At 63.8% G+C, this 24163-nt stretch carries 9 protein-coding genes; 4 read left to right on the forward strand and 5 right to left on the reverse strand.

What is annotated here, in order from left to right:
• The first annotated feature begins 248 nt into the window (after positions 1-248).
• The 4 genes from BB28_RS16615 to car are packed head-to-tail and all read left to right on the forward strand — an operon-like array spanning position 249 to position 7423.
• On the forward strand, positions 249-1067 hold the full coding sequence (locus tag BB28_RS16615) for a class I SAM-dependent methyltransferase (protein ID WP_046254291.1): 819 nt from the start codon (positions 249-251) through the stop codon (positions 1065-1067).
• Positions 1064-2617, forward strand: coding sequence for a 1,4-alpha-glucan branching protein domain-containing protein (locus BB28_RS16620; protein WP_057968168.1), 1554 nt, complete (start codon positions 1064-1066; stop codon positions 2615-2617). Before BB28_RS16615 ends, BB28_RS16620 begins: the two co-directional genes overlap by 4 nt.
• Positions 2618-2645: 28 nt before the next feature.
• A complete protein-coding gene (locus BB28_RS16625; RefSeq protein ID WP_030094161.1) occupies positions 2646-3890 on the forward strand; it encodes a glycosyltransferase family 4 protein in 1245 nt (414 codons plus the stop codon).
• Between the two features lie 11 nt (positions 3891-3901).
• Positions 3902-7423, forward strand: coding sequence for a carboxylic acid reductase (car, locus tag BB28_RS16630; protein WP_046254292.1), 3522 nt, complete (start codon positions 3902-3904; stop codon positions 7421-7423).
• Between the two features lie 15 nt (positions 7424-7438).
• Here car and BB28_RS16635 read toward each other — a convergent pair whose 3' ends face one another.
• The 5 genes from BB28_RS16635 to BB28_RS16655 all read right to left on the reverse strand — a co-directional run bounded on the left by BB28_RS16635 (position 7439) and on the right by BB28_RS16655 (position 24156).
• The gene (locus BB28_RS16635; protein ID WP_046254293.1) at positions 7439-8377 is read right to left on the reverse strand and encodes a methionyl-tRNA formyltransferase; all 939 of its coding nucleotides are present in this window, start codon (positions 8375-8377) and stop codon (positions 7439-7441) included.
• A gap of 91 nt (positions 8378-8468) precedes the next feature.
• Positions 8469-9269 (reverse strand): class I SAM-dependent methyltransferase, encoded by an 801-nt coding sequence (locus tag BB28_RS16640; RefSeq protein WP_046254294.1) that lies wholly within the window; start codon positions 9267-9269, stop codon positions 8469-8471.
• Between the two features lie 63 nt (positions 9270-9332).
• Complete coding sequence (locus BB28_RS16645) at positions 9333-15296, reverse strand: SDR family NAD(P)-dependent oxidoreductase (RefSeq protein ID WP_046254295.1); 5964 nt, start codon at positions 15294-15296, stop codon at positions 9333-9335.
• The gene (locus BB28_RS16650; protein ID WP_052740257.1) at positions 15293-20347 is read right to left on the reverse strand and encodes a type I polyketide synthase; all 5055 of its coding nucleotides are present in this window, start codon (positions 20345-20347) and stop codon (positions 15293-15295) included. The genes BB28_RS16645 and BB28_RS16650 overlap by 4 nt, the downstream gene beginning before the upstream one ends.
• On the reverse strand, positions 20344-24156 hold the full coding sequence (locus BB28_RS16655) for a type I polyketide synthase (protein ID WP_046254296.1): 3813 nt from the start codon (positions 24154-24156) through the stop codon (positions 20344-20346). Before BB28_RS16655 ends, BB28_RS16650 begins: the two co-directional genes overlap by 4 nt.
• Between the last annotated feature and the right edge of the window lie 7 nt (positions 24157-24163).

Below are 24163 nucleotides of genomic sequence, written 5' to 3' on the forward strand. Positions count from 1 at the left end.
CTCCGATCGTCCTTCCTCTTCGCTGTCTGCCAGCGGTGTGCTGGCCATCTGCTGCGTGGTGGTTCCGCGCGCACCCGTACTACGCCAGTCGCACTGTCACGTTTCGTGACTAATCCGGCGAACAAAGTTACTCACGGGTAATATACGGAGTTCGCCCGTACACCATAGCCGGTTCACCCCTGGTTTCCGGCCTGTGATCTGGGCCACCAGTATTAAGACACGGCGTTCACCCGATAGCCTGCCAAACGATGAACTCGCACCTGACCGACCCGCACCCGGCTGACCCTCTTCGCGCAAGCGGCTCATCAGCCGATGACCCGGACGCCTTGGCGCTGACCGGGGAGCGGACCGTGCCCGGGATCGCCGAGGAGAACTACTGGTTCCGCCGCCATGAAGTGGTGTACGAGCGGCTCAGCAGCCTGTGTGCAGAACGCAGGGTGCTCGAGGCGGGCAGCGGCGAGGGCTACGGCGCCAACATGCTGGCCGGTGTGGCCGAGCACGTCATCGGGCTGGATTACGACGAGTCGGCGATTGCGCATGTGAAGGCCCGGTATCCGCGCGTGGACATGCGTGCCGGAAATCTGGCGGACCTGCCGCTCACCGATGGTGCGGTGGACGTGGTGGTGAACTTCCAGGTCATCGAGCACCTGTGGGACCAGGGACAGTTCATCCGCGAGTGCGCCCGCGTGCTCAGCCCCGGCGGCTCCCTTCTGATCAGCACACCGAATCGCATCACCTTCTCCCCCGGGCGCGATACCCCGCTGAATCCGTTCCACACTCGCGAGCTGAATGCCGCCGAACTCACCGAACTCCTTGTGGAAAACGGCTTTTCGGTGGACGGTGTTTACGGTGTCTTTCACGGACCACGGCTTCGCGAGCTCGACGCCAAATACGGCGGTTCGATCATCGATGCGCAGATCGAGCGTGCGGTCGCCGGCGCGCCGTGGCCACAGGATCTGCTCGCGGACATCACAGGTTTGACCACCGAGGATTTCGAAATCATCGACGCGGGGGAACGCGACATTGACCAGAGTCTGGATCTGGTTGCCATTGCGGTGATTCCGTGACGGAGAAGGTTCCTGGGCTGTTCACCATGGTGCTGCATACGCACCTGCCATGGCTTGCCAACCACGGGCGCTGGCCGGTTGGCGAGGAATGGCTGTATCAGTCCTGGTCGGCCTCCTACCTCCCGTTGTTCAAGGCGCTTCGGACGCTGGCGGCCGAGGGCCGGGAAAACCTGATCACTCTCGGCATCACACCGGTAGTGGCCGCGCAGCTGGATGATCCACACTGCCTCACCGGGCTGCACAGCTGGCTGGCCAATTGGCAACTGCGCGCCTTCGAGGCCGCCACCATCACCAGTACCGACGCCGAACCCGGCACCGCCTCCAGCCCGGAGATGCTGCGCGCCTTCGGGGTCCGCGAATACCGCAGCGCCACAAACGCTCTCGATGAGTTCGATCAGTACTGGCGACATGGTGGCAGCGGGCCGCTGCGCAGCCTCATCGATGCAAGGGCGATTGAGCTGCTGGGCGGTCCCCTCGCCCATCCATTCCAGCCGCTACTGCACCCCCGGCTGCGCGAGTTCGCCCTGCGCGAGGGATTGGCCGATGCCGCACAGCGTTTCGGGCATGCACCGACCGGCATCTGGGCGCCGGAATGTGCCTACGCCCCGGGCATGGAGGAGGGTTACGCGGCCGCAGGGGTCAACCACTTCATGGTGGACGGGCCATCTCTGCAGGGAGACACCTCACTGGGCCGTCCGGTGGGCGACTCAGATGTGGTGGCGTTCGGGCGCGATCTGACGGTCAGTTACCGGGTGTGGTCACCGAAGTCCGGCTATCCCGGCCATGCCGCCTACCGCGACTTCCACACCTACGACCATGACACCGGCCTTAAGCCCGCGCGAGTTACCGGACGCAATGTGGCACCGGAAGCCAAGGCGCCGTACGACCCCGAGCGTGCCGACGGAGCCATCGACGTCCATGTCCGTGACTTCGTGGATACCGTGCGCCAGCGCCTGATCGCCGAGTCCGACCGCATCGGGCGGCCCGCGCATGTCATCGCGGCGTTCGACACCGAACTGTTCGGCCATTGGTGGTACGAGGGACCGATGTGGCTCGAACGTGTGCTTCGCGCCCTGCCCGAGGCCGGAATCCAGGTGGGCACCCTGGAGCAGGCTCGCGAAGGCGGATACGTGGGCAAGCCTTTCGACTTGCCTGCCAGCTCATGGGGTTCCGGTAAGGACTGGCATGTGTGGAACGGCGAGAAGGTGGCCGATCTGGTGCAGCTGAACACCGAAGTGGTCGACACCGCCCTCACCGCGGTGGACAAGGCACTCAACGAACAACCCGCACCGCACACCCGTAATCGGGTAGCCGATCAGATCCTGCGTGAGGCACTGCTGACCGTCTCCAGCGACTGGCCCTTCATGGTCAGCAAGGACTCGGCGGCCGACTACGCGCGCTACCGCGCGCATCTGCACGCGCACGCCACCCGCGAGATCGCCGCGGCACTGGCCAGTGGACGGCACGATGCCGCAATCCGTTTGGCCGACGGTTGGAACCGTGCGGACGGGCTGTTCGGCGCGCTTGATGCCCGGAGGCTGCCACGATGAACAAGACCGTCGCGCGAGAGGCTCATCAATGAGAATTCTGATGGTTTCGTGGGAGTACCCACCGGTGGTCATCGGCGGGCTGGGCCGGCATGTGCATCACCTGTCCACCGAGCTGGCCGCGGCCGGGCATGACGTGGTGGTACTCACCCGGCGCCCATCAGGTACCGATCCGGCGAGTCACCCGACATCCGACGAGATGTCCGAAGGCGTCCGGGTGGTGGCGGCTGCCGAGGATCCACACGATTTCGATTTCGGCACCGACATGATGGCCTGGACTCTGGCCATGGGACATGCGATGGTCCGCGCCGGATTGGCCTTGGGCCTCAAGGGTTCCGGCGATTGGCGGCCCGACGTCGTCCACGCCCACGATTGGCTGGTGGCACACCCCGCGATCACCCTCGCCGAGCATTTCGACGTGCCCCTGGTATCGACGTTGCACGCCACCGAGGCCGGCCGGCACAGCGGCTGGGTCTCGGGACGCATCAGTCGACAGGTGCATTCGGTGGAATGGTGGCTGGCCCGCGAATCGGACTCGCTGATCACGTGCTCTGCCTCGATGCTCGATGAAGTGACCGAGCTGTTCGGACCGGAGCTGCCCCAGGTTCACGTCATCCGAAATGGCATCGACGTCACCCGCTGGGTGTTCGCTCCCCGATTGCCTTCCGACGGCACGGCACCGGTGCTGCTTTTCGTCGGGCGACTTGAATACGAAAAGGGCATCCACGATGCCATCGCGGCGCTGCCCAAGATCCGGCGCGCGCACCCCGGAACCGTGTTGGCGGTCGCCGGTGATGGCACTCAACAGGATTGGCTCCTCGAGCAGGCGCGTAAGCACAAGGTCGTCAAGTCCGTGCAGTTCCTGGGCAATCTGGACCATGAGGGGCTGTTGCAGTGGCTGCACCGCGCCGACGCCATCGTGCTGCCCAGCCACTACGAGCCATTCGGCATCGTGGCGCTCGAGGCTGCCGCCGCTGGCACTCCCCTTGTCACATCCAACGTCGGCGGGCTCGGCGAGGCCGTCATCGACGGCGCGACCGGCTTGTCCTTCACGCCGCGCGATGTGGCGGGAATCGCGGATGCCGTCAAACGCACCCTCGATGACCCGGCCGGTGCCGCCGAACGTGCCGTAGCGGCGCGCGCACGTCTCACCGCGGACTTCGACTGGGCGACTGTCGCCGACGAAACCGCTCAGGTATATGTGGCGGCCAAGCGTCGCGAACGGGAACCGTTCGGACGCAGCGTAATCGTCGAGCGTCCGCTGCCGGACCGGTAGAGAGGCCCCTAATGACCGCCCATATTCAGGCCAACTACGACACCGATGCGGCGGCCCTGGCGACGAAGCTGTTCGAGTCCGACCCCCAGTTCCGGGCCGCACGGCCGGACCCGGAGGTCATGGATTCTCTGCTGGTGCCCGGCCTGCGGTTGTCACAGGTGCTTCACGCGCTGCTGACCGGCTACGCCGAACGCCCGGTGATGGGCTTCCGGTCCCGTGAATCGGTCGCCGACCCCGCCACCGGTCGCACCGTTGATCGATTGTTGCCCGCCTTCGAAACCATCACCTACGGACAGCTTCTCGACAACATCTCGGCGATTCTCGCCGAGTGGCAGCACGGCGAGAATCGCATTGGTACCGATGACTTCGTGGCCACCATCGGCTTCTCCAGCCCCGATTACGTCACCCTGGACCTTGCCACTCTCATGAACGGGTCGGTGTCGATACCGCTGCAACACAACGCATCGGTGACCCAGCTGCGCATGATGCTGGAGGAGACCAATCCGCGGCTGGTGGCGGCGAGCGCCGACTGTCTGGACCTGGCGGTAGAGGCGGCATTGGGACTCACCGATCTGCAGCGGGTGGTGGTGTTCGACTACCGGCCCGACACCGACGATCATCGTGAGAAGCTCGCCGCCGCAAGGGAGCGTCTACAGGCTGCCGGCATGCGGGTCGTCGTCGAGCCGCTTGCGGAGGTTATTGCGAACGGCCGGCGGCTGCCCGAGCCCGTGCTGTACACGGCCGGAGACGACCAGCGCACAGCGCTGATCATGTACACCTCCGGCAGCACCGGCGCCCCCAAGGGCGCCATGTTCACCGAGTGGACGGTGACCCGCTTCTGGTCCTCGGGCGCGGCCCCCAACCGGGATACCCCAATCATCAACGTCAACTTCCTGCCGCTCAACCACCTCGCGGGCCGAGTGGGACTACTGACCGCCTTCATCCCCGGCGGCACCTGCTATTTCGTTCCCGAAAGCGATCTATCGACGCTCTTCGAGGACTGGCAGCTGGCCCGCCCCACACACATGGGCGTGGTACCGCGGGTAGTCGACATGCTGTTCCAGCATTACCAGACACGTGTTGACGCACTCATCGCCGAGGGCGCCGAGGCCGACTCGGCCGATCGCACAGCCAAAGCCGAACTGCGCGAGGACGTGCTGGGTGGGCGCGTGGTGGCCGGCATGCTCGCGACGGCACCGTTATCCCCTGAGATGAAGACCTTCCTGGAATCCTCTCTCAACTTCCACCTGCTCGACCTGTATGGCCTCACCGAGGTCGGCGGCGTGTTCCGGGACGGCAAGATCTCTCGTCCGCCGGTGCTCGACTACAAACTCATCGATGTCCCCGAACTCGGGTACTACACCACCGACAAGCCCCATCCGCGTGGCGAATTGCTGGTGAAGAGCGCCACCGCGACGCCCGGGTATTACAAGCGGCCCGATGTCACCGCCGAGGTCTTCGACGCCGACGGTTACTACCGGACCGGCGACGTGATGGCGGAGATCGCCCCCGACGAGCTGGTATACGTGGATAGGCGTAACAACGTCATCAAACTTGCCCAGGGTGAGTTCGTCGCGGTGGCGAATCTGGAAACGGTGTACGTTGGTGCACCGCTGGTCCGCCAGATATTTGTCTACGGGAACAGCGAACGCGCGTACCTGCTCGCGGTGATCGTGCCCACCGAGGAAGCCTTACGCGCCCACCCCGACCCCGTCGACCTGAAGAACTCGATCCGGGAATCGCTGCAGCGGACCGCACGCGCCAGTCATCTGCATTCGTATGAGCTTCCCGCCGAATTCATCATCGAGACCACGCCGTTCAGCATCGAGAGCGGCATGCTCGCGGCCGTCGGTAAACCGATACGCCCCAAGATGATCGAGTACTACGGCGATCGGCTCGAACAGCTCTATGCCGACCTCGCCGAAGCCCGCGTCCAAGAGCTACGACAGCTGCGCGATACCGCGCGGCAGCGACCGGTCATCGAGACCGTCACCGAGGCGGCCCAGGCGCTGCTCGGCATGTCTTCGGACGCGGTACGTCCGGACCACCATTTCATCGATCTCGGTGGAGATTCCCTGTCGGCGTTGACCTTTTCAAACCTGCTGCGCGATCTATTCGACGTCGAGGTGCCGGTCGGCGTGATCACCGGACCCGCCGCTGATCTGCGCAAGCTCGCCGCCTACGTCGAGGGCGCGAGAGAAAGCGGTGCCGCCACCGCGGCCAGCGTGCACGGCTCAGATGTGACTGTCATCAACGCGAACGAACTCACTCTCGACAAGTTTATTGATGCCGAAACACTCAGCAGTGCAGCGGAACTGGAGCGATTCTCCGGCGCGGTGGGCACAGTCCTGCTCACCGGCGCCAACGGCTACCTCGGAAGATTCCTCTGTCTGGAGTGGCTGCAGCGACTGGCCCAGTCCGGTGGCCAGCTGATCTGCCTGGTCCGCGGTGATGATGACGACGACGCCCTGGCTCGCCTCGAGGCCGCGTATGGCCACACCGATCAGGTGCTGCTCGATGAATTCCGCGCGCTGGCCCGGCGGCACCTGCGAGTAATAGCCGCCGATATCACCCAGCCACGTCTGGGCATTGACGACGCGACCTGGGAGCAGTTGGCTCGCGAAGTCGACAAGATTGTCCATCCCGCCGCCCTGGTGAACCACGTACTGCCCTACAACCAGTTGTTCGGCCCCAATGTTCTTGGCACCGCTGAGGTTATTCGGCTGGCGCTGACGACGCGGATCAAGCCTGTGACCTATCTGTCGACAATGGCGGTCGCGATGGCGGTGCCCGATTTCGACGAGGACGGGGACATTCGCACGGTCAGCCCCGTTCGGCATATCGGCCCGGGCTACGCCAACGGCTATGCCAACAGCAAGTGGGCGGGCGAGGTGCTGCTACGGGAGGCGTACGACCTATGTGGTCTGCCGGTCAGTGTCTTCCGCTCCGACATGATCCTCACCCACCGCCAGTACGGTGGTCAGCTCAACGTCACCGATGCCTTCACCCGCATGCTCCTGAGCCTGGTACTGACCGGAATCGCACCACGCAGCTTCTATCAAGGTGACGACGACGGCTCCCGTCCCCGGGCCCATTACGAGGGCCTGCCAGTAGATTTCGTCACGGAGGCGATCACCACCCTGGGGCTGGCCAACTCCGAGGGATTCCGTTCATATGACGTGATGAACCCGCACGATGATGGCATCTCGGTGGACACCTTCGTGGATTGGCTTGTCGAAGACGGCCACACCATCGACATCATCGACGACTACGACGAATGGCTGTCGCGTTTCGAGACGGCGCTAAGAGGTCTGCCGGACGACCAACGGCGCAGCTCGGTTCTTCCGCTCCTGGACGCCTACCGCACCCCGGGCCACCCGCGCCGCGGCGCCGATACGCCCACCGATCAGTTCCGAAAAGCGGTGCAGAACTACAAGATCGGAAGCGACGATGACAGCGCCGACATTCCCCATATCGACCACGCGCTCATCACCAAATACATATCGGATCTGCGGGCACATGGGTTGCTCTGAACGCGCACCTGGGGATCAGGTGTGGCTGTTGAGATATCCCCCGCGCCGGAAGTACTCGTGGCCGCTGTGCTCGTTGCCATCGGCGTCTCGGATGCGGGTGATCACCAGCCCGCGGTTACCCACGCGGTAGGCATCAGCGCCACACACCACCACCCCGCCTTCTTCTTGCACGATCACCCGCCCCGGCGTACCGCCATAGCGGGCCTCGGAAATCCGCGCCTCCAAAACCTCAATACGCCCGCCCTCATAGAAAGTGAACGCCCGCGGATACGGATCCGACAACGCCCGCACAAACCGCTCCAGATCCTCGGCCGGCCAACCCCAATCAATCGCACTGTCACGCTCAGAACGCTTATGGCAGTACGTGCGCTCCGCCTTGTTCTGCGGCCGCCACAGCGCCTCACCGGACTCCAACGCACCCAGCGCCTCAGCCAAAACCCCCGGAATCAGATCCATCCCCCGCAACACCAACTCGGTGCCGGTATCAGCCGGACCGATCGGCAGGGAATGCTGCACCAAAATGTCACCGGTATCCAAACCGCTATCCATACGATGCACCGTCAACCCGAACTCGGACTCACCACTGATCAACGACCACAAAACAGGCGAGAACCCAGTAAATTTCGGCAGCAACGAATCATGAAAATTCAGCGTGCCATGCGGCGGGAAATCATAGAGCTCCACCGGCATCCGGTTATACCAACTATTGACCACAATGACATCAGGCTCAGCACCCTTAACCAATTCGATGGTTTCAGCATCCACCCGCGTCGCCAAATGCACCGGAATACCGTGCTCACGCGCAAGCTCATCAACCGGCGCCGACCAAATCGCCTTATACGCTTCCTCACTCGAGGGATGCGTAACCGCCAGCACCACCTCATGCCCCAGATCGATCAACGCCTGCAAAGTCCGATAACCCCAGACCTGATACCCAAACGACACGACACGCACTACACGACCCCTTAGCTTTTAAGCGCTGGTCAGGGGCTTGAGCCCTTGCCAACACGGAGGATGCGGACCTAGATGGTGGCGCGCACCAGGTTTACGTTTTCAGATGTGCCACAACTGGCAGGACGGCGCGCAGCGCCGGAACCCGAAGGAACAGTGGCTTAAGCACATTCAGGGTTCCGTGGACTGCACCGAAACTCCGCACATCGACGCTTGAAATGCCCCCATGCCATTGCTGCAGTAGTGGGGCGATGTCGTCCCGCTTGATTCCCCATGGCGCTGGCGGAAATTCGTAGTTTTCAGTCGGCCGGTAACCCTTGACCATCTTCTGGGATATGGCCGGCGAGATCGTGTCGAAAACGATTTCCACACCAGGGAATCTGTCGATGATGGCAACCAGCAGCTGTCTCACCTGCTCTTCGGGGAGGAACATGAGAAAGCTTTGTGCTGTGATGAGAACGGGCCCGGGCCCTACCTGGTCAAACCACGACACGTCGCGAGCATCGGCCGCGACGTAACGACACCGTTCGGTAGGAGCCAGGAATTCTCCCCGCACCGCAATCACTTCTTCGAGATCGACACATACCCAAGAAACCGTTCCGTTGTCGAGACGATGAAACTGAGTCTCCAGTCCGGCGCCCAGCTCAACGATTGTGCCGCTGGGGTTCTCGGTCAGCCACTTACGCACCACGGTGTCGAAGAGACGAGATTTCTCGCCGTGCAATCCGGTCTGGTCTTTCCCGAATTTGCTTTCAAAAGGATAGTCGACCGCTTCGAACAGCTCGACGCATTGTGGATCCTTCAGGACTCCATCGGGCCGTTGCGCTTCGTTGGCGCGGGTATACAGCGTCCACATCGCCGTCTCGGCTACACCAGTCAGATCGACCTGTGCCATGTCATCACTCCTCAAATCAGTACAGAAAGAAAAATCACTACATGTAAGAACTCACCTGAGTGCCTATGGTGCGCGGCGACGGCGACGCGCCTCCTTGCGGATCCGGGCGCGGTCGCTACCCACGCCCGGGTTGGATTCGCTCACCGTGCCGGGCTCGGGATTGCTTGGCTCGGTATCGATCTCGCTACTCGACAGATACGCCGCCAGGCTCGACACCGTCGGATAGCGGAACAAGTCGACAAGGGCTATCGGCCGACCGAACTCCTCCTGCACCAACCTCTGCGCAAGGGCCAGCAGTACCGAGTTCCCTCCGATATCGAAGAAGCTGTCGGTCACTCCGAAGCTGTCAGATCCGAGCACCTGTCGCCAGATCGCCGAAACCCGCCGCTCGGTGTCGTCACGCGCAGCCACCCACTGACGAGCCACACCTGCCGACTGGACCCGCGTGGGCACGATGCGGTCATATCTGTCGCGTACTGGCACATCTGGAAACTCTGGCGCGGCCTGCTTCAGATCTGCCACAAGCACCTGGCCTGCCGGCGCCACACCGCTCAACCGGGCACGGATCGCCGACTTGGTGTCATCCAGACCGACCAGCACGTGGGGCACATCGTGGGCGAGCGCAACCAGCAGCGAGTTCAGCGCTTCGACGCGGCCTACAACACGGTATCCACTGGCCCGGGTGCCCTCCAGATGCTCCACCTGAGCCGACATCCCCACGCGGTCCCACATCGTCCACGCAATACTGTGCGCGCTGATACCGCTGCGGCGCTGGTACAGGGTGAAGGCGTCCAGATAGGCGTTTGCGGCCGAGTACCCGCCGACGGTGGATCCGCCGAAGAATCCGTTGACCGACGAAAAGGATACGAAGCGAATACCTTTTCGGCGCAAGGCAATATGGTGCAGGACGCGAGCTCCGGCAACCTTCGCCGTCGAGATATCCGTGAGATCGGACTCTGTCGTGGTAGCCAACGGTTGCTCGCGATACGCGCCGGCCAGATGCCAGATGCCAGACAGCTGGATGCCCCAGCGATCCTCCGCCGACGTGACCGCGTCCCATACCTGATCGGCATCGCGTACGTCGGCGACCTCGAACCGGACCGCCTCGTCGCCCGCGATATCGCGTAACCGTTGGTAAGCCGCGGATTGCCGCTCATCTGGATCGCGGTGTCCTACGAGTAGCACCCGTGCGCCGAAGCGTTCTATCAGCAGCCGGGCCAGCTCATAGGCGAGTCCGCCCAGACCTCCACTAATCAGGTGCAGACCCCCAGAAGGAATCGCCACACCAGCAGTGGGCTCATCGGGCAGCCGTTCCAGCCCCTTCACCCAGCGAGCACCGGCCCGATAGGCAACCTCAATGTCCTTGGTGGAGTAGCCCAGTTCACCTGCCACGTGGTCGGCGCCGGCAGCCTGATCTGTGCGATCCAGGTCGACAAAGCGCACACGTAACCCAGGCATTTCGGCTACCGCACTGCGCAGCAGCACGGGAATCGGAGCGAGCCCAGGATCGGCCTCGTCCGTATCGGTGACCTGCTCGATGCCGCTGCCGATGACATACAGCGCCGGTGGCGTTCCATCGCCCCGCTCTTCGTCAAAGACAGTTCGGACTATGCGGACCACATCGAAAACACCGACCGGCAATAGTTCTGGGGAACTGTCGGCGATATCACCCTGTGCTCGCGGTGCGGCGAGGTACACCACGGTACGAATTGCTGTTGTTCCGGAAACCGAACTCAACCCCGCGTCGATGTCCGCCACGGTGGCACGCACCACGCGAACGCCCTGCGCGGTCAGCCGGTCTGCCAATTGTGCGCCAAGGTTCCCCGATTCGCCGATAATCAAAACGGCGCCGTCAATCGGTGCACTGGGCCGGAGTCGGTCACGCCGGTGCCACATCGGACGGAAGAACCAGTTTGGCAGGGAGTTCGCGGACGCGCTGGACGTCTGTACCCTGCGCACGATATCGGCGAACTCACCGTCATCGAACCGTTGTCTCAGCAGGCTCCGCTGAATCTTTCCGATATCGGTTTTCGGAATACTCTCCGGCGGAACGGGAATGACTAGATCAGGATTTGGGCCCACCGCCAACACGCGGCTACGGACATCGGCGAGGACCTCCTCGTCCACCGCCCCGGACTGGGGGCTGAACACGATCGCCAGAACGTCGGTATCGCTGCCCGGCGGCCGTACCGCGATCGCAGCGGCATAGCTGCTGATCACTAGCGGGGATTCTTCGACCGCGGACTCGATCGCGTGGCAGCTGTAGTTCACGCCGTTGACGATGATGATGTCCTTGGCGCGACCGGTGAGCGTGAGTGCACCGCCGTGAATCCGGCCAAGGTCGCCCGTGTCGAACCAGCCGTCGGCAGTGAATGCCTCCCCGGTGCGCTCTGGGTCGGCATAGTATCCGCGCGTAACGGTGGGCCCGCTGATCTGCACTCGCCCAACATCGCCGACGGGAACGGCCGTGTTGTCCATGTCGACGACACGTATGCGCGTGCCGTGGATCGGCTTTCCGAGTTCGGTGAATTCATCGGTGTCGGTGGTGGTTTCCACCGAAAAGTTCTGGGAGAAAACCACACCCGACGATGTCTCCGACATCCCCCATGACGGCCGCATCGCGGTGCGCGGTAAGCCGGAATGCTCCAGCATGCGCAGGAATCGGCGTGCGATGCGTGGGACGATTGCCTCGCCACCGTTGAGAATGAACCGCAAGCACGTCAGGTCGAATCGGTCGGCGTTAGGCGCCTCCGCGAACCGATCGGCGATCAGGCCGAACGCGAAATTGGGGGCCCATGTGTTGGTCACGCGGTAGCGGTCAACGATGGTCAGCCACCGCAGTGGATCCGCCAGCACCCATGAGGTGGCAGCGTGTACCTGCTGACAACACACGTACACATCCTGAAGATGGGACATGACGATGCCGCCGACATGCTCGAGCGGCATCCAGTTGAACGAGATATCCGCCGGGGCGAACGCATTCGTCTGCGCGGTCGCCGCCGAGCGGCTCAGGATGTTGCGATGCGTCAGCTGCACGCCCTTCGGCTGTCCCGTGCTACCAGAGGTCAGCAAGAGCAATGCGACCGCTTCGGGATCGGGCTCATGGTGCGCGGCATCTGGGTCGTGTGCCAAAAGATCGCCGATCGGGACTACCCGCGCCGCCTGGTGTACCGGAGGCTGCCCGGCCACGTTGATGATCAATGGCTGGTTGAGTGCGCTCCAGGCCGTTGCCGCCTTCTCGGCGCCGCCAACCGCGTTCGGGGCCACCGGCACCGGCACGATGCCGCCGAGGAAACATCCCCAGATCGCCGCCACAAACTCGTCGTTGCGGGACAGGTGAACAATCGCCAAATCTCCTGGAACAAGTCCCGCGGCCCGTAGTCCCCCAAGCACACGCCGCGCGGCATCGAGTACCGCCGCGTACGTCAGTGTGCGCTCGGCACCCGATTCGTCAAGAAAGACCAGCTCTGTCGTGGACGCATCACGTGCCGCGCGGACGAGCGCATCGGGTAGCGACGCCACGACAGGCACGACCGCCGGCCCGCCATCGAGCATGGATAGCTCGTGGACATCGCGTTGTGCCGCGGACACTAGCGGCGCCTGCTTGGGCGGTGGCGCTGGATCGCCGACAAGAATGCGCGGCGTGTCGGCGATATCGGGCACAACCTGGATCTGGGTGGCCTCGGGTAGCCGCGCCGACCACCGGGCAATCAGCTCGTCATCGATCACCGGCAATCGGTATAGCGCCGCGATGTCGAGCGCTCCGGTCGTGGTCACCGGCAGTGCGGCAACAGGAACGAATGCACGCGGCACCAGCGACGGTGGCAGCACGATGCGTGCGAATTCCGACAACCGTCTCGAGGAGATCGGTGCGGAAGTTGCTACATAGGCCACCAACTCGGTGGTGCCGGAGATGGTTCGGCGTGACAGTACCGCGCAGTCGTCGATCAATTCGTGCTCCATCAGCACTGCGTCGACAGTTGCCAGGTCCGCCCAGCGGTGACCGTCCCATGCGCGTCCACGAGAAGAATGTGCGATCTCCACCGAGGAGTCCCTGCGCATGCGTGCCGGAATCCCAGTAGGGAGCACAGCCTCGCCCGGTCTCCCGACGCATAGTTCCCCCAAGACGCCCGGGGGCGCCAGTCGGCGGTCGGCGGTCAGTACTACCTCCGGAACCGGTTCCGGATCAACCAGATTGACACTGCCAGAGTGCAATAAGGTGACGAGAATGCCAGCGAGATAGCTATCCAGAAGCCCTATCGACGCATCAGTGTTCAGTGAATCGGGCGCACCGGCAGGGCGGGCGTCGCCGGTTCCCAGTTGCGCCACGGCGGCATCGTCCACAACGAATGCGGGGGCCAGCTCCCGCAGCGAGCGCTCCCGGTACGGGGCCGGCAGCGATGTGGGTAACCACGCGACACGGCGTGCACCGGCGGATACCGCCGCTACCAACGCCGCCACGAGGTCTGGTCCGCGTTCGAGCGCGAGCACAACCGTCCCGCCATGGGCACCCGACATCGCCGCAGCCAATCGCACTGCAGTCCTGCGCAATTCGGTGTGGGTAAGCTCCACGTGGCCATCGACGACCGCCACAGAGCTCTCGACATGCTGAAGCACCGGCGCCAAGCTCTGAGCCACACGTGCTTCGTGCGCACCGAGCGGCAGGCAGTCGATCGCCAGGTGCGGCGACGCGATCGCCGCGCGTAACAGCGCGGTGTAGTCGTCGCGCATTTGCTCCATCGTCGCCGCATCGAATAGTTCGGTGCTATAGACGAACTGCACCCCGATACTTTCCCCGAGGGGCCAGAAGTGCAGTTCCACATCGGCTCGAGTGGTGCCTGTCGGCACCCCGACAAAGGACACGGGCGTTCCCGCGAAATCAAGGTCAGCCGGAGGCGGGCTTTGCATCGCGAACAGCACGGCGACCATCGGATTGCGTCCGGGAAGACGCGCAGGAGCGACCTCGTCGATGATCTGTTCAAGTGGCAGCTCCTGGTGCTCGTACGCACCCAAAGTCACCTCGCGGACATGGCTGACCAACTCCGCGAACCCGGCGGAGGGATTGATCCTGGCACGCAACGGAATTGTGTTCACGAACAGCCCGATGAGCGCCGAGACCCGGTGGTCTTCCCGATTCGCCATCGGAGCGCCGACCACCTGATCATCTGAGCCGCTGTAGCGGTACAACAGTGTGTAGAACGCCGCGAGCAGCGTCGCAAAGACGGTCACGTCCATATCCCGCCCGAATGCGGCCATCGCTGCCGTGTCCGAGGGCGACAAGGTGAAGTCTAGGGTGGCACCCTGGAAAACGTTGTCCAATGGCCTGTCTCGATCGAACGGAAGCGCAGGCGAGCTCAGCTCGCCGGCCAACTGCGACCGCCAGTACGCGAGATGGCGCTCACGCGCGGGCCCGGACATCACGTCGTGCTCTTGTTCTGCCAGGTCGCCGATCTGGTATTCCAGCGGCGGCAGTGCCGCTGGAATACCTGTTACTTCGGCCCCGTACAGCTGGCGCAGCTCGTCGCACAGCACACCGATGGACCAGCCGTCGACGATGATGTGATGCATCGCCACCACCAACAGGAACTCTCCGTCCCGCAGGTCGAGTAGATGCGCCCGCAGCAACGGTCCGGCACTCAGGTCGAACGGCGCGCACACGAGGTCGAGGACTGCCGCGCGCACCTCGGGACGCTGTATCGGCGGCACAGACTGCGTACTGGAACAATCGATTTCCTTGAGCGGCACTGTAATAACCGTGTCAGCGGCCACCGCCTGCATCACTTCGCCGTCGACCTCGACAAAAGTTGTGCGCAGGATCTCATGTCTGGAAACCATTTCGGCGAGGGCGCGTCGCAGTGCGTCCGGACGTACCGCACCGCGAAAATGCAGAACAATCGGCACGTTGTAGTAATGGCTGTCCGGGTCCAGTCGACTCAGGAACCACATTCGCTGCTGGGCGAATGACGTCCGGAAGAGGAGGATCTCCTCCCCCGATGTGGATGCGGGAAGGTAGTCGATAGTGGTCACTCTCGCGCTCCCTCAAGCAGAATGACGCCGTCTGCAGTACGCAGTGCGGCGCGCCCCCGACGGGCTGGGGGCGCGGGTTTCGAGGACGTCTCGGGCTCGTCCGACGGTGTTGTCGCGGCTGCGGCCACGTCCGCCACGGTGACTGATTCGAGCAATTGACGCATGCTCATTTCGATCCCTAGCGCATTGCGCTGCTCCGCGGCGATCTGCATGGCCAATAGCGACTCGCCACCCAGTTCGAGAAAACGATCATGGACACCGATCCGGTCGTACCCAAAGAAGCGCTGCCAGATCGCCGCGATACCTTCCTCCAATTTCGACCGCGGCGCGCAGTACTCCGTCGACAGCACCGGGCGGTGATTGAACGAGACGTTCACCGATGGGGCAGCAGGCGTATCCGGCACCGGTGCCGGCTCCTGCTCAGCACGTGTCGCCACCGTACTCGAACCACCCAGAACCACCGTGGGTACCGCGGGCGCACCGAGCACCTCACCGAATCGGTCTGGTGGAACGTTCATCTCGTCGTCCGCAGAGGTGTCGACAAAGGTCCAGTCTCCAACTCCGGCACGGTGCCGAACGGCGAGTGTGCCATGCGCATACCCTTCGGCCAGTGCCGCATCGAGGGAGTCCTCACGTGGCCTCGTGAGCAGCATGCGTTGCGCCGACGGTTCGGACGCCGCGATCTCACGCAGCATGGCGACGGCGCGATCGAAGTCCGGATCCAGGACGAGCACCGGCTCAGGACGCTCGGCGACGATCAACGCATGGTCACCCGCCGGACCGGAATCGTAGACGGCCGAGCCGGTGAATCCGTTCGTGTCGAGTAGCGCTGCCCACTGCTGGGGTGCCACCAACGGTGAATCCGTCCGCACGTCGTCGTCGAAATCGAGCCATCCGGTCAACAGCGGGTCGATCAGCGAGTCGCAACGCTCCTCAGTCTTGGCTTCCAGCAAGAACATCAGGCCGCCGGGAGCGGTGAACGCCGCGGTGTTGCGGATAGCGGTCGGCAGATCCGGTGCCACATGCAACACGTTGAACGCCAGGACAACGTCGAACCCAGCAAGCGGCAGACTCTGCCCGGCCGGATCGTCGACGATATCGAGAGAGGCGAATCGGACGAAATCGAGACCCTCTGCTTCGGCGTGCCGCTGGGCGGCCACCACAAACGAGCGTCCGATATCGGTGAAGTGGTACTCGACCGAGCCTGCCGGCACGCCGCGCAGCGCGTCGACCACCGGCCACGTCAGGTAGCCACGGCCGGCGCCGATTTCGAGGATCCGCAGTGGCCGCCCCGGGGTGGCGTTGGCAGCCAGTCCGGCAAGTGTCGTCCCGATCAGATCGCGGTACGTTGCGAAATCGCTATGCGCGATGCGTTGTTCGGTCAGGCTCCGATACAGACGGTCATCTCCGTTCGGCGTCACAACCTCATTGCCGGCGATCTGCCCGCGCAGCACCTGGTCGTAGCCGCGCATGCATTGGTCCAGCAGCTGGGCCCATGTCGCCAGCTCGGGATTATCGGCGCACCAGCGCCCGAGTTCGGGCACATCGGCCACCGCCGGCACATCGAGCACGCGCAGCCGGCCGTTCTCGCTGGAGACGATGCCGTCCTCGCTCAAGATGCGCAGGAATGCATCGACAATCTTGTGGTAGTCCGGTATCACCCCCAGCCGGGCGATCAACTCGTCGCGCGAGTACTCGGTTCCGGGAGTCATCGCGACGCCTGCGCTTCGCAGGTGCGCGCATATATACCGGGTGCACAGGTCGTCCAGCGCGTTCGACACCTGTGTCGAACCTTGCGGCACCACAACATCAATGGGCTCGGCGCGCAATCCTGTCGCGGCGCTCGACCATGTTGCGGCCACCCCTTCGACCGGCTCACTGCTGAGGACCCATCGCCGTCCGTTGCGATAAGCCACCGTTCGATCGCCATCCGGAACCGACAGCTCCGCGACCAGCGCCTGGGCATCGGTCCGGTCCATGTCCACCACGCTGACGGCGCGCGTTACGCCGTTGCGGCGCAACCATTGTGCGGCGCCAACTGCCAGCCAATGACTGACGTCGATGTCCTCCACGCCGGTGACGTCGAAGGCGTTGCCGACACAGACATGCACCGCCACACCCGAACCGGCGGCATCGACCGCGCGCGCCAGTTGCACGTATCGCTCGCGATCCGGCCGCGTTCCGTGCGCACCGGTAAGGAACACGATGCGCTGGTATTCGGTCGAAGCCGGTGTGAGGCCCGGCCCGAGCAGATCAACACCAGTGCTGACTGTGTTGGCAAGTTCCTCGGCGAATCGAGCGGTGGCGGGATCCTCGTCAACCAGAACCAGCCATCGTGCCGCGGACGGCTCTGCGGCGGAAGCTATCGGTGTACTGCTACGCCACACCGGAACACTCATGTTCGGCCGGACGGGTGGCTGTGCGCCGTCAGACGCTGCGATCCAGTACCGCTGTCGCTCGAACGGATAGCCGGGCAACTCGACACGTGCCGGGCGGCGGCCTCCCGATATCAGACTCCAGTCGATGTCGATGCCGTGCTCCCAGGCCTTGCCCACAGCGGCAAGCAATGCACGCCGATCGCTGCGGCGGTCGTCGCGATGCCGCATCGTGGCGAAAGCTGCAAACGACGCGTCACCCTGCGGCTGGGCAAGCCGCGTCAATGTCTGACCGGGACCCACCTCCAGCAGCACCGCCCCCTGGAGGCCGGCCAATTCGCCGAATCCAGCGGCCAATTGCACAGGCTCACGGCTATGCCGGATCCAATAGCCCGGGTCGGTTGCCTCCTCGGGCTGAATCCAGGTGCCCGTGACATTCGACAGATACGGCACACGCGGTGGCCGCAGCGTGACACCGGCCAAGATGTCGGCGAACTCACCGAGCACGGGATCCAACTCGGGCGAATGCACCGCCATCGATACCCGCACCCGCTGGAATTGGACGCCGCGCAGTTCCAATTCCTCTTCCAGTAGCGCGATCTCGGCGGTGGGTCCGGAGACCGTACACGACGATGCGTCGGTGATTCCGGATACAACAAGCCTGCCACTCAACAATGGGCTGACATCGGCCGCGGACAGCAGGATGCTCGTGGTCGCACCGCCCATTCGGGCGAACAATCGCCCACGCGCCGAAACCAACGGCAGCACTTGGTCGATGTCGATGACGCCGGACAGGCACGCCGCCGCGTACTCGCCCAGGCTATGGCCGAGCATCGCGCTCGGTGTCAACCCCCACGCCGCGAGCTGAGTCGCGAGCGCGTACTCGGTAGCCACCACGGCCGGAAACACCACATCGAGCCGCTGCTCATCGAGCCCACCGTCGCCAAACAGGTGGCTATGCAGGTCGATATCGCAATGCTGCGCCAAGATCTGGGCGCACTCGTCGATTGACGACCGGAACACCTCTTCGGTCTCGTAGAGACCGTGACCCATCCCGACGTATTGCGCCCCGCCGCCGGGGAGCAGCAGAACCAACGGAACTGCACCGTCATTCGCGCGAGTGGCCTGGGCGGGAGCGGTCAGCAGCGATGCCGCCTGTTTCGCCGACCCGCACACCACCGAACGCCGATACGGTAATGTACGGCGACCCAATTGCAGGGTGTCGGCAACATCTGCTGGATCAATCTCACTGTTGCTACGCAGATAGTCGGCCAATTGCGCGGCCTGTTGGTCTAATGCCGATGCGGTGGCGGCCGACAGGACCAGCAAGGACTCGGAGCGATCCGCGGTTGGGAGCGGGTCGCGTTGAGCATCGCGCGGTGCCTGCTCGAGCACCATATGTACGTTGGTGCCACCGATTCCGAAGGCGCTCACCCCGGCACGGCGCGGTCCGTCTCCCGCAGGCCAGTCGACGGTGTCGACGGCCACACGGAACGGGCTGTTGGCAAGGTCGAGCAGCGGATTCTCGGCGGTGTAATGCAGATTCGCGGGGATTACACCATGCTCGACGGACAACGCGGCCTTGATGAGTCCTGCTACTCCGGCCGCGGTGTCGGTATGGCCGATGTTTGTCTTGGCACTGCCCAGCAGGCAGTATCCGGTCTGGTCGGTGGATTCCCGGAATGCCTTGGTCAGTGCCGACACCTCGATGGGGTCACCGAGCGGTGTTCCCGTTCCGTGAGCCTCGACCATGCCGATCGAACTCGCCTCCACTCCGGCAACCGCATGTGCGGCGAGGATGACTTCACTCTGCGCGGTGGCGCTGGGCGCGGTGAAACCGGTCTTGTGGCGCCCGTCGTTGTTGACCGCACTTCCTTTGATGACGGCCCGAATTCGGTCACCATCGGCGAGCGCGTCAGACAAGCGCTTGAGCAGAACAACTCCCACGCCGTCGCCGGGGAACATGCCCGCAGCGTCGGCGTCGAAGGCCCGGCAACGGCCATCGGGAGAGAGCGGTCCGTTCGGGGTGTACCGGTATCCCTTGCCGGGGTGGGGGTTCAAGCTCACTCCACCAGCCAGAGCCAGGTCACATCGATAGTCCAGAAGTTCCTGGCACGCCAGATGCACCGCAACCAGTGAGGTCGAGCAGGCGGTGCTCACCGCAACACTCGGACCCGTCAGATTGAGATGGTACGAGACTCGGCCAGGAAGCGAGCCCGGCGAATTGGCAAACCCCGCGGGTAACGCGTCCGCCGAGGAAGGGCTGAGGCCAAGATGCGGAAGGACGTTCGCGATGAGATAGTTCGACTGCCCGGAGCCCGCGTAGACGCCGACCAGTCCATCGTATCGATCCGTGTCATAACCGGCCTGTTCGAAGACGTGGTACGCACATTCCAGGAAGAGACGTTGCTGCGGATCTATCATCGCGGCCTCGGCCGGCGGGTAACCGAAGAACTTGGCGTCGAATAGTTCGATTCCCTCGATGACGGCCTCGCGGCGCACTAACCCCGGCGCATCCGCTAAGTCATCCAAAGATCTTGCGCCTTCACGCTTTTCCGTGAGTAGCGACCAGTATTCACTGACGTCGCCGGCGCCGGGAAATCGGCACTGCATTCCGATGATGGCAATGTCGGCAAACTCTGTCTCGGTGGTCGGTGTATCCATATCCACTGTCACTGACGTTGTTCTCCCACATTGGTATTGCTGCCACAGCGTCGCTGCACCAGATCGACAAGATCGGCAAGAGTCGCGCCCTGATCCCAGAGCTCAGCCACCGATACCTTGATTCCGCAGCGCTCCCCTATCGCTGTCACGATGCGAGCGGCGATCAGCGAATCGCCTCCCAGGTCGAAGAAATTGTCGTCCGGTTCAACGCTTGCCACACCCAGTGCCTCACACCAGATCTGCTCGACCGCCACGGTCGGCGAGACATCGGCCTGGGGGGCCGTCTCGGTCACCGTCGACACCTGTTTGGCAGGCGCCGCCGGTGCCTGCCTTGCGGGCCGGCTGGCGACGGGCTTCGGCGGAATCATCCACAACCGCTCCCGCTCGAACGGATATGTGGGCAGAGGCACCCGCGGCTGTGGCGCACCGAAGTGCTGCCACACCAGCTCAGCACCAGCGGCCCACAGGCGTCCTGCTGCCGCTATCGCAACGGTCGCACTGTCACCGGTCCGATCCCCGAGCATCGAAACGACCTCCGGTTCCTGAGTATTCGCCGCGACGATGCCGCGCAAGGTGTGACCGGGACCGGCCTCCACAAGCACCGCATCCGGGTACTCGGCACACAGCACCGCCAGGCCGGAGGCGAACTGCACCGTCTCACGCAACTGCCGTCCCCAATACTCGGGGTCGGTGGCCTGCGCCCCGGTGATCCAGGTACCCGTGACATTGGACATGAAAGGAACCTGCGGCGGTTGCAATCGCAGCCGCGCCACAGCAGCCGAGAAACTGCCGACCGCCGGATCGACGAGGGCGGAATGGAAACCCCGATTCACCGGTAAACGCGTGCAGCGCACGCCGGTACTCGCCGCCTCCTGCACGAGCGCTTCGATCCCCTCCGCGCTGCCGGCAACAACGACCTGCTCCGGGCCGTTGACCGCCGCAACCGATACCCCAACCGGAAGCATCGCGGTGACGGCATCGAGCGATGCCCCGACGGCAGCCATGGCACCGGACTCACACTGCTGAATCAGTTCGCCGCGCAGCGCCGCCAGCTGAACTGCTTCGTCCAGCGTGAATACCCCTGCCACGCAAGCAGCCACCAGTTCACCGATGCTGTGACCGAGCATGGCCACGGGTTGCACACCCCACTCACCGAGGAGCTGGGTGAGCGCATACCCAACCGTGAACAGTGCGGGCTGGGTCAGGCGGGTCTGCATGAGCGCAGCGTCGGTGGCCTCGTCACCCTCGCCGCACAGCATCGTGCGCAGATCCACACCGATCAGCGGCTCAAAGCGGATGGCGCACTCGTCGATGTGCCGGCGATAGACCGGTGATGTCGCGTAGAGCTGCGCACCCATGCCACTGAACTGGCTTCCCTGCCCGGGAAACAGGAGCACGACGGGGCGGGGCTTGTCTGAGGCAATCCCGGCGCGAGATGGTGCATATCCCGCGCTTTCGAGGACTTGCCGCGCTTCCGTCGAGTCCGCACAGACTGCGGTAAACCGATGCTTGAAAGCACGCCGTCCGATGCGCAACGTGGCCGCAACGGCGGCCAGATCTTGTTCGGGATGCTGCTCCAGGTGCCGCGCCAGGTTCTTCCGCGCAGCCTCGAGCGCCGGTGCCGTTCGCGCCGAGAGCACAAGCAGGTGCGGACCGTCCTGAACTGCAGTGGGCGCCTGTGAAACTGGAGCTTCCTGCAGTACGGCATGAGCATTGGTGCCACCCATGCTGTAGGAGCTGACTCCCGCACGACGCGGCTTTCCGTCGGGCGCATTCCAGCGTCGCAGGCGCGTACCCACATAAAAAGGGCTCTTCGAGAATTCAATCTGCGGATTGGGGGCCGTGAAGTTGACAGCAGGCGGGTACATCCGATGTTGCAGCGCCAGTATCACTTTGATGAGGGCCAGGACGCCCGAGGCAGGCCCGGTGTGTCCGATGTTCGGCTTCAGGGTGCCCAGTCGACATGCTTCTGTCCGCGTGTCACCCGCTTGGCGAAAGGCATTGTCCAGCGCGGCGATCTCGATCGGATCGCCCAGTAGCGTCCCGGTGCCATGCGTCTCCACGTAATCGACGGTCTCGGCCGGAACCTCGGCGACGGCCAGCGCCTCGGTGATGACCTCAACCTGGCCGCTGACACTCGGCGCCGCGAACCCAGCCTTATTCCCGCCGTCGTTGTTGACGGCGGTTCCCCTGATGATGCCCAGAATAGAATCACCATCTGCGACAGCGCTCGACGCGCGTTTCAGCAGGATTACTCCCACTCCGTCACCGACCAATGTGCCGTCGGCGGACGCATCAAACGCACGGCATCGACCGGAGGTAGAGATGGCGCCGCTTTCGGTAGCCACGTATCCGGCGGTTTGCGGGAAGGTGATGGAGGCGCCACCGGCCAGCGCCATGTCGGACTCACCCGACAAAACGCTTTGCACCGCAAGGTGGATGGCCACCAGCGAGGTAGAGCAACCGGTGCCCAGCGATATGCTGGGGCCGCGCAGATTCAGCTTGTAGGAAACGCGAGGCGCCAGAAAATCGTTCTCGGTCGCCAGCGCCGTCTGCAGATACTCGGTGCCGTTGAGGTTCCCGTAGTCGGTCGACAGATTTGCCCGGTAATAGGTCGAGCCCGCACTGCCCCCGAACACCCCGACAGAACCGTCGTACCGCTGCAGGTCATAGCCGGACGATTCCACAGCCTCCCAAGCACATTCGAGAAAGAGTCGTTGCTGCGGATCAATCGAGCGTGCCTCACTCGGGGCGTACGCGAAAAACTTGGGATCGAAGTCGGCCACATCGGCAAGAATCGGCCGAACCCTAACCAGCCGCGGATCACCGAGTTCCTCCGGCGAAACCCCCGCCGACAGCAGTTCCTCATCGGTGAAATGCGTGAGCGATTCCTCTCCCGCACAAAGATTCGCCCAGAACTCATCCAGATTCGTGGCGCCGGGCACCCGGGCAGCGATGCCGATAACCGCGACGTCGTCGTCGCGAACCTCGTGGTCATCGCCAGTTGCCGAATCACCGTCAGCCGTCGCCCGGCTTGAGCCGTGATCGAGTTCCGAGCACCACTGACGCACGTTCTCCAGCACCGCATCTCGCTCGGCAGCGAGGTAGAAGTGCCCGCCGGGAAATGTTGCCGACCGGTAGCCACCGCGGGTCACGTGCGCCCAAAGATCCATGTCAGCGGGATCGATAGCCTCGTCCTTGCCCCAGAGTGCGAGGATCGGTGCATCCACGGGTGGCTCCGGGTCAGTTCGATATTGTTCGACCAGCCGGAAGTCGGCCCGCATGCCGGAGATGACCAGATCCCGTAACGCCGCTACGTCGAATGCGCTGTCCTGCCCCTTTGCGGCGCTCACCTCACCTGTGGCCGAACGCCCGTACGCGATAAATGCGTCATCGTCTAGATCCCGCAGTCCGCCACTGCGGACGAGATGCGGTGCCGTGTACGAGGAAACACACAGCCGGAGTTGCAGATACCTGCCAGCTGCCTCCAGCCGACGCGCGACCTCGAAGGCGACCAGCGCACCCATGCTGTGGCCGAACAAGTACAACGGCCGATCCCCCAGAGTCAGTAACGCCTCGGCCACGCCGTCGGCAAGCGCGCCCAGGCTCGAGGGGAGCTGTTCAGAAATCCGGTCCTCGCGACCGGGGTATTGCACGATATGCACCGAGAAATCCGGGTTGATCAACCAGGAGCGGTAGAACGAGGCTCCACCACCAGCATGCGGGAAGACCACCAACGCCGGATGCCCGTCGGGGTCAAGAGCTCCACCCCGTAACCATGTCCGTTGGAGCTGCTCCGCCGATGTCGAAGAGTGCTGCATGACTTGA

The organism is Mycobacteroides chelonae CCUG 47445 (genome assembly GCF_001632805.1).
In the GTDB taxonomy this organism is placed as follows: domain Bacteria; phylum Actinomycetota; class Actinomycetes; order Mycobacteriales; family Mycobacteriaceae; genus Mycobacterium; species Mycobacterium chelonae.